This is a genomic window from Microcystis sp. LEGE 08355 (assembly GCF_015207185.1).
Classification (GTDB): Bacteria; Cyanobacteriota; Cyanobacteriia; order Cyanobacteriales; family Microcystaceae; genus Microcystis; species Microcystis panniformis.
In genome coordinates this window covers 1-7,677 of sequence record NZ_JADEXI010000190.1, presented here as the reverse complement: position 1 = coordinate 7,677, position 7,677 = coordinate 1, and the positions used below count along the sequence as shown (strand labels likewise).

Genomic DNA, 7,677 nt, shown 5'->3' with positions numbered 1-7,677 from the left:
AGTAAATCCTGCGCTAGAAAGGCCCCCGCTACTCCGGCATTGAGTAACAAGAGCAGAGAATAGTAAAATTTCGGCCGGTTAACCTCTGTACCACTAGCATAAAGAGCAATTATTGTCAAGATGCTGTTAAGAAAAAGTAACGAAAATGACAATCCATCGACCCCGAGGGCATAATTGAAACCGAGGAAATTAATCCAAGGCAGGTTAACCGTGAACTGCATTTGCGGGTTACTAGGGTCAAATTGCCAGCCAAGGAGAATATTAAGCAGTAAGAGAACGACAGCAAGAGTTAGAGCTAATCCTCGCACTTTTTTCGCCTCTAGAGGCGTGTAGGCAATCAGTATCGCCCCTATAATCGGTAGCCAAATAAAAGCGTTCAGCATTCTTTAATGGGCATGATAAACCTTCCCATTATTGCCTGAGCGGTCAATCTTTAGCAAGATAAGTAGATAGGTGTTAAAAGTTGTCAGACACTCCCCTTATCAAGGTAGGGTTGATTCAAGGTAGGGTTGATTCATGAATCAACCCTACAGGGGCAAGGGGGGATCGAGCCTAAAACCCATTTTCAATTTAATTATAGCAATTCCCATAGTTGTGAGGTACAGAGTCTTAGGTTTTGAGGAGTCAGGAGTCAGGAGTCAGGAGTCAGGAGTCAGGAGTCAGGAGTCAGGAGTCGGGATTCAGGATTCAGGATTCGGGATTCAGGAGTTAAGATTTTGGTGTACCTCATGAGATTGGGAAACGCTATATAAACAGCTACTTAAACTGGTGAACATTTAAGGTAACTAACGATGAAACAAGAAAAGATCACTCTCAGTCAACTCGAAGACTTTCTATTTAAGGCGGCGGACATTCTGCGCGGTAAAATGGACGCTTCCGAGTTCAAAGAATTTATCTTTGGGATGTTGTTCCTCAAACGCTTGTCAGACGAGTTTGAGCGCAAGCAAGCGCAACTCAAGAAACAATATGCCCAGACCCGTCGCTGCTGGCCCAACTGCAAGAAGACCCAATCTCCTATGGAGAAACATTTTTCGTACCTCCTCGCGCTCGCTGGCATCAATCCTGGCGCGACGAAAACGGCCACGAAGTGCCGCCGCTCAAACACCTTAAGCAGGACATCGGCAATATGCTCAATAAGGCATTAGCGGCGGTAGAGGATGCTAACGATGCCTTGGCGGGAGTGCTGAAGAATAACATCGATTTTAATGCCACCAAGGGCAAAACCAAGATACCTGACCACAAATGGAAGGATTTACTAGATCATTTCAATCAGCCCCAATTTGTGCTGGTCAACGATAATTTTGAGTTTCCCGACCTATTGGGTGCCGCCTACGAGTACCTAATCAAATACTTTGCCGATAGTGCCGGGAAGAAAGGGGGAGAATTTTACACGCCGGCCGAGGTGGTGCGGCTGTTGGTACAGTTGGTTAAACCCCAAGCGGGCCATACTATCTATGACCCTACCGTGGGGTCAGGCGGTTTCCTTATCCAGTCCTATCAATATGTGGAGGAACAGGGGCAAAATCCCCAGAATCTGGCGCTCTACGGACAGGATTCTAACGGTACAGTCTGGTCAATTTGTAATATGAATATGATCCTCCACAACGTCACCCGCTTCACCATTGAAAACGGGGACACTCTCGAAGAGCCGCTCATTTTAGAAAACGGACAGATTCGCAAGTTTGACCGAGTTCTGGCTAATCCGCCCTTTTCCCAGGATTACAGCCGGTCTAATCTCAAGTTTACTAACCGCTTTCGCGAATTCTGCCCAGAAAAGGGGAAAAAGGCGGATCTGATGTTTGTCCAGCACATGATTGCCAGTCTTAAACCCGACGGCCACATGGCCACTATCATGCCCCATGGGGTGCTATTTCGCGGGGGGAAGGAGAAGCTGATTCGAGAGATCTTAATTGAGGATGATCTGATTGAGGCGATTATTAGTTTGCCCCCGGGGTTATTTTATGGCACGGGTATCCCAGCCTGTGTGTTGGTGGTGAATAAAAATAAACCTGATGAATTACGCGATAAAATCCTTTTTATTAATGCCGATCGAGAATATGCTGAGGGAAAGAACCAGAATAAATTGCGCCCCGAAGACATTGAAAAGATCGATTATGTCTTTACCCACAAGCGAGAATATCCCAAATATAGCCGCTTGGTAGATAAGTCGGAAATTGTCGAAAAACACGACTTTAATCTTAATATTCGCCGCTATGTGGATAATACGCCAGACCCGGAACCGGAGGATGTAAAAGCTCACTTGATCGGGGGTATTCCGCAGGCTGAAATTGCCGCACAACAGGATACTTTTGCTAAGTTTGGCATCAATACAAATACCCTATTTAGACCCCTACGCCCCGGCTATGCTAGTTTTTGCCCAGAAATTGCCACGAAAGCCGCTATTAAAGAGAATCTGGAAGCTAATCCCGATTTACAAGCAAGGATAAGCGACCACTATACTACGCTTAAAAATTGGTGGCGAGAAGCGCGGGATGATTTTGCCAAGTTGGAGGGAAATAATATTATGCCCCAAGTGCGGCAGCAATTACTGAGCAACCTTAAACAGCAGCTGATTCCTTTAGGGGTTTTAGATGAGTTTAAATCGGCGGGGGTGTTTGTTAACTGGTGGCAGCAGATTCGCTATGATCTAAAGACTATTATTAACACTGGCTGGCATCATACTCTTATCCCTGATCAGTATTTATTAGCGGCATTTTTTCAGGCGGAAGAGGCGGCAATTGAGGAACTAGAAAGTAAGATTAGTGCAGTACAAGGGGAGTTAAGCGAAGCAGTGGAATCAGCGCAAGAGGTGGCGAATCATGAACCGGAAGAGGAAGAAACTGTTAGCGCCGCATCGATTAAGAAATGGCTTAAAGAGTTGATAGATGACCTGAAGCAATCCCAGGGCGATTCAGCAGCCAGAGAGCGCCAATATTACCAACAAGAATACAATGTTATTACTGACATTGAGAACCGGATCAAGTTACTTAAGAATACGCTTAAGGAACAGCAGAGTCAGCTTGAGTTAAAGCTGCGCTTAAAACGGGTTGGTGATGAGGAATTTAAGGCTGAAACTATTGAATTACTTGAGCAGGTACAAAATCAGCTTATGGGGTTAAATGCCAGTAAAAAGGAAGAAAAGGCCAAGATTAACGCGCTTAATAAGGATAAGAAAGCCTTGGAGATTAAATTATCTTATCCTGAGGGATTACTGACTGAAATAGGAGGACAGTTAAGGGATGAAGAGGCGAAAAAATTGATTTTAAAAAAGCTCTATGATTGGGTATCGGAGCAGCTTACTCGTTACTTGAATGGGGAAAAGCGGGGACTTGTCGCTAAGGTTGAGAATCTTTGGGATAAGTATGCGGTTTCGAGTCAGGAAATGGAGGCCCAGCGAGAGCAGACTTTAGGAGAATTAAATGAGTTTTTGGTTAAACTAGGGTATAGGGAATAATCTAAGTCAGTTAGGAGCAGGTTATGCAGTCTATTAAAAAGCAATTTGTCACAGATGAAAATCTGAAGCCAGTGGCGGTAATTATTAATTACCAAGATTGGCAAAAAATTGAGGCATTATTGCAGGAAAGTGAACAGGAAGATAGTACAGAGTCTTTTAAAGCACTCGCAGCTTATGCGGGTAGCATTCAACTAACTATCGATCCTTTAGAATATCAAAGTGAGATAAGGAACTCTTGAGTTTTTAAATGTTTTTTTGATTAAGTTGAGGTATTTGGTATGAGTGTGGAAGGTTGGCAAGAAATCAGTCTTGGAAATATTTTGTTTTCCAGAAATGATAAGTCAAAGCAGATTAAGTCATCGGAGTATCTAAAAAATGGTTCCTATCCGATTATTGATCAAAGTTCCGATTTTATATGTGGATATTGTGACGATATTAAAAAAGTAATAAGCAATGGACTTCCTTACATAGTTTTTGGTGATCATACAAGACATACAAAATTTATTGACTTCCCGTTTGTCGTTGGTGCAGACGGGACGCAAATCATTAAATCGACAAAAGAGGTTGACGACTTATTCTTCTTCTATCTAGTTTTATACGCAGCGGAAAGAATTGGAAATTACGGATATGATCGCCATTTTAAACATTTAAAACAGTTTATCTGTGACTATCCTATAGATCAATCAGAACAAACCCAAATCGCCACCATCCTCTCAACAATAGACCGCGCGATTGAGCAAACCGAAGCCCTAATTGCCAAGCAGCAGCGCATCAAAACGGGACTAATGCAGGACTTGCTCACCAAAGGAATTGATGAAAACGGCAATATTCGCAGTGAAGAAACCCATGAATTTAAGGATTCACCGCTTGGGAGAATTCCGGTTGAGTGGGAGGTGAAAAAGATTGGAGAAATTTCCACTATTTCTTATGGGATATCCGACGCAATAGAACAGTCAAGAAACAGTGGAATCTTAACAGTAACATTGCCATGTGTTTTGTCTTCTGGAGAATTAATTGTAAAGCCTGAGTTATTAGCTTATTCTGATGAGAATAAAGTAAAACAAAGTGATTTACTTAAAAAAGGTGATTTGCTTTTTAATTGGCGAAACGGAAGCCAAAATCATTTAGGAAAAACAGCCTACTTTAATCTTGAAGAAAAATATACTCATGTTGGCTTTCTTCTAAAAATCAGAACATCGCCAAGATTGTGTGATTCAAGATTTTTATGGTATTTGCTTTGTGATATAAAAGAAAAAGGATTTTTTCAAACAGCAAAAATACAAGTAAATAATACTTTTAATAGTAATGAACTAAGAAAGGTAGTTTTATTCTTTCCTAGAATAGACGAGCAAAAAATCATTGTTAAATTTCTTGATTCAATCCAATTTGCCATTAGTAACCAATCTGAATATTTAACCAAGTTAAAGTCTATTAAGTTTGGTCTTATGCAAGACCTGCTAACTGGCAAAGTTCGAGTTATCGAATTAATTAAAGAAAGGGAGACAGACAACCTATGAAGTCTCCTATTCCACCCCGCGAAACCCTCACCGTTGAATTTAAAAGCGATCAGAAAAAACTCTCAGATCGTGACCTTATCGAAGCCATTACCTGCCTCGCCAACACCGACGGCGGCGAACTTTGGTTAGGCGTAGAGGACGACGGCACAGCCACAGGACTACACCCAGAACACCGACATCTAAACGGCTTAGGGGGTTTAGTCGCAGCGCGTACATCCCCATCCCTCACCGTCCAAGTTGAAACCCTCACCATTGAAAACATAGAAGTCGCTCGGATTCAAGTCCCACAGGCAAAGGGAGAAGTCGCCACCACCAACGGCGTATATTTGCGCCGCCGCCTCAAACCAGACGGAACCCCCGAATGCGTCCCCATGATGCCCCACGATCGCACGAGTCGCGCCAGCACCTTCGGCTTAGTGGATGTATCCGCTCAACCCGTTGCAGGTAGCACCCTCCAAGACTTTGACCCCTTAGAACGGGAACGCCTCCGCCAATGTATCCAAACTTATGGCGGCGATCGCATCCTCCTAGAACTTGATGACGCAGACCTTGACGGAGCCTTGGGACTAACCGCCCGACAACCAGACGGGAGCCGCATCCCCACCCTGACAGGATTGCTTCTCATCGGACGTGAAACCGCCCTGCGTGACCTCGTACCCACCCATGAATTTGCCTTTCAAGTCATGGCACAGCAAGCCGTCCATTTCAACGAATTTCGCCGCTTTCCCCTCCTCAAAGCCCTCGACTGGCTAGAAACCAACTTTCGCCCCTACAACCCCGAAGAAGAACTACAAGTCGGTTTATTTCGCGTCCCCGTCCCCAAAGTCGATATGAGTGCCTTTCGCGAGGCGATCGCCAATGCCCTCATTCATCGCGACTATCACGAACGCGCAGCCGTTCACGTCCGATTAGAAGATGAATCTCTTGTTATCAGTAACCCAGGGGGCTTAGTCGATGGAGTCACCCTCGCCAACCTCCTCACCACCGAACCCCGTCCCCGCAATCCCCGCCTTGCCGATGCCATGAAACGGATCGGATTAGTAGAGCGATCAGGACGAGGAATAGACAGCATTTATCGCGGCTTACTCAGATTTGGCAGACCAGCCCCCAACTACAGCCAGACAGATAGTAAAACAGTCTTTTTGCGCCTTTCCACCGATGCCGCCGACCTAGAGTTTCTCAAACTGGTAGTTGCCGAAGAAAATCGCCAAGGTAAAAGCCTGCCCATAGATAGCCTCATCGCCCTAGCCGCTTTACATGAAACCAAACGACTCAGCGCCGAAGAGTTAGCAACATATATTCAACGAGATATTCTCCAAGCCAGAAAAACCTTAGAATTCCTCAACGAAATCGGATTAGTCCAAGCGCATGGCATCACCCGCAGCCGTACCTATACCCTCGCCCCTACCGTCTATCAAGCCGCAGGACAAAAAGCTGAGTACACTCGACAAATAGGCTTCTCAAATCTCCAAAATGAGCAGTTCGTCCTTAACTACGCCGCTCAACATGGGCAAATCAAGCGATCGGATGTGATGGATCTCTGTCGTCTAACCAAAGATCAAGCCTCTAAACTGTTACAGAAGCTCAAACAACAAGGTCGCTTAAACCAGCATGGTATGCGCCGTGCAACCTTTTATACAAAAGTCGATTAAAGCCATTATGAGCCTTTATGAGCCAAGTTATGAGCCTTTATGAGCCAAATTATGAGCCTTTATGAGCCAAGTTATGAGCCTTTATGAGCCAAGTTATGAGCCTTTATGAGCCTTTATGAGCCTTTATGAGCCATGGATCTCTGTCGCCTCTCTGAAGGACAAGCAAAAGAATTGCTTAAATGGATGTAAACGGATGGATTATCCGATTAACCCTACAAATTTGGACTCATTATCGCCTCCACTCCGTACATAAGAATGAACTTTCTAAAATTGATATAGAGGTTTTGGAGCAAAAAATTTCCATTAAACTAATTTAATATCTCAGAGGTATCCCATGCAAGCGATCGAATTTAAAACCATCCTAAAAAAGGGCATAGTCACTATTCCCGCCGAATATTCTTCTGAATGGGAAGGTAAACAGATCCGCGTCATCATCTTAGAAGATAGCAATACTGACACTTTGCGAGAAACAACTATTTCCCTATTTGAGCAAAATAAAATCAGTCTAGGGACAGCAAGGGAAATATTGGGAATAAATCAGATTCAAATGCAGAGATTGCTGTCAGAGCGTGACATTTGATGAGTAGAAAACGGATTTCTCCGAGAAACCCGTTTTCTGTGCGTTACTCAACGGATTTAGTATAAGACATTTAACCCCGTTCTCCATAGATACTTTCTCGGCTAATATCTTGATCAGATAATTGAGGAAAATTCTTATCTCTATGACTTTCTGCCCATTCTTCAAAAGCTTTTATCCATTCTTCAGGGGTAGCCGTTTGACAAAAAGATAATTTTTGATAGTCTTTTATTGCTTCTATTGCTCCATTAGATGTTAATTCTCTTTCTAGTTGTTGTTTTTCTTCTTCAGAAAGGGATCTAATAATTTGTGCTAAAGTTTTAACCAGTTGGTTGTTCATATCCGTTAATGCTTAAATATTTTTTATGTATAATAACCTATTATAGCGTTTCTCATAAGTGGCTAGGTGTTAAAAATTATCAGATGCCCCCCTTATCAAGGGGGGCAGGGGGGATCGGCACCCCCCTTATCAAGGGG

General features: G+C 43.7%; 6 protein-coding genes and 2 pseudogenes. 6 read left to right on the top strand and 2 right to left on the bottom strand.

Going from position 1 to position 7,677, the window contains the following annotated elements:
- A pseudogene (locus IQ242_RS11415) lies at nucleotides 1–383 on the bottom strand (NAD(P)H-quinone oxidoreductase subunit D4); the annotation flags it as partial.
- Between the two features lie 408 nt (nucleotides 384–791).
- Between IQ242_RS11415 and IQ242_RS27105 the strand changes: the two are divergent.
- From IQ242_RS27105 to IQ242_RS11390, 6 genes and pseudogenes are all read left to right on the top strand, one after another.
- Nucleotides 792–1,207 (top strand): annotated as a pseudogene (locus tag IQ242_RS27105) (type I restriction-modification system subunit M N-terminal domain-containing protein); the annotation flags it as partial.
- A complete protein-coding gene (locus IQ242_RS11410) occupies nucleotides 1,181–3,454 on the top strand; it encodes an N-6 DNA methylase (protein ID WP_370582979.1) in 2,274 nt (757 codons plus the stop codon). The pseudogene IQ242_RS27105 and the gene IQ242_RS11410, both read left to right, overlap by 27 nt.
- Before the next feature lie 23 nt (nucleotides 3,455–3,477).
- A complete protein-coding gene (locus tag IQ242_RS11405) occupies nucleotides 3,478–3,693 on the top strand; it encodes a hypothetical protein (protein ID WP_046660763.1) in 216 nt (71 codons plus the stop codon).
- A gap of 39 nt (nucleotides 3,694–3,732) precedes the next feature.
- Entirely contained in the window at nucleotides 3,733–4,971 is a 1,239-nt protein-coding gene (locus tag IQ242_RS11400; RefSeq protein ID WP_193960054.1) for a restriction endonuclease subunit S, read from the top strand.
- Complete coding sequence (locus tag IQ242_RS11395; RefSeq protein WP_193960053.1) at nucleotides 4,968–6,623, top strand: ATP-binding protein; 1,656 nt, start codon at nucleotides 4,968–4,970, stop codon at nucleotides 6,621–6,623. Before IQ242_RS11400 ends, IQ242_RS11395 begins: the two co-directional genes overlap by 4 nt.
- Nucleotides 6,624–6,957: 334 nt before the next feature.
- Nucleotides 6,958–7,203 (top strand): UPF0175 family protein, encoded by a 246-nt coding sequence (locus IQ242_RS11390; protein WP_193960052.1) that lies wholly within the window; start codon nucleotides 6,958–6,960, stop codon nucleotides 7,201–7,203.
- A 70-nt stretch (nucleotides 7,204–7,273) separates the two neighbouring features.
- On the opposite strand, the gene IQ242_RS11385 is transcribed toward IQ242_RS11390, so the two are convergent.
- Entirely contained in the window at nucleotides 7,274–7,540 is a 267-nt protein-coding gene (locus IQ242_RS11385) for a hypothetical protein (protein ID WP_151696896.1), read from the bottom strand.
- Nucleotides 7,541–7,677 lie beyond the last annotated feature (137 nt).

What these genes read in the sequence shown, in the direction of transcription:
- IQ242_RS11405 (WP_046660763.1), top strand. Translation starts at nt 3,478, where the DNA reads ATGCAGTCTATTAAAAAGCAATTTGTCACAGATGAAAATCTGAAGCCA.
- IQ242_RS11400 (WP_193960054.1), top strand. Translation starts at nt 3,733, where the DNA reads ATGAGTGTGGAAGGTTGGCAAGAAATCAGTCTTGGAAATATTTTGTTT.
- IQ242_RS11395 (WP_193960053.1), top strand. Translation starts at nt 4,968, where the DNA reads ATGAAGTCTCCTATTCCACCCCGCGAAACCCTCACCGTTGAATTTAAA.
- IQ242_RS11390 (WP_193960052.1), top strand. Translation starts at nt 6,958, where the DNA reads ATGCAAGCGATCGAATTTAAAACCATCCTAAAAAAGGGCATAGTCACT.
- IQ242_RS11385 (WP_151696896.1), bottom strand. Translation starts at nt 7,540, where the DNA reads ATGAACAACCAACTGGTTAAAACTTTAGCACAAATTATTAGATCCCTT.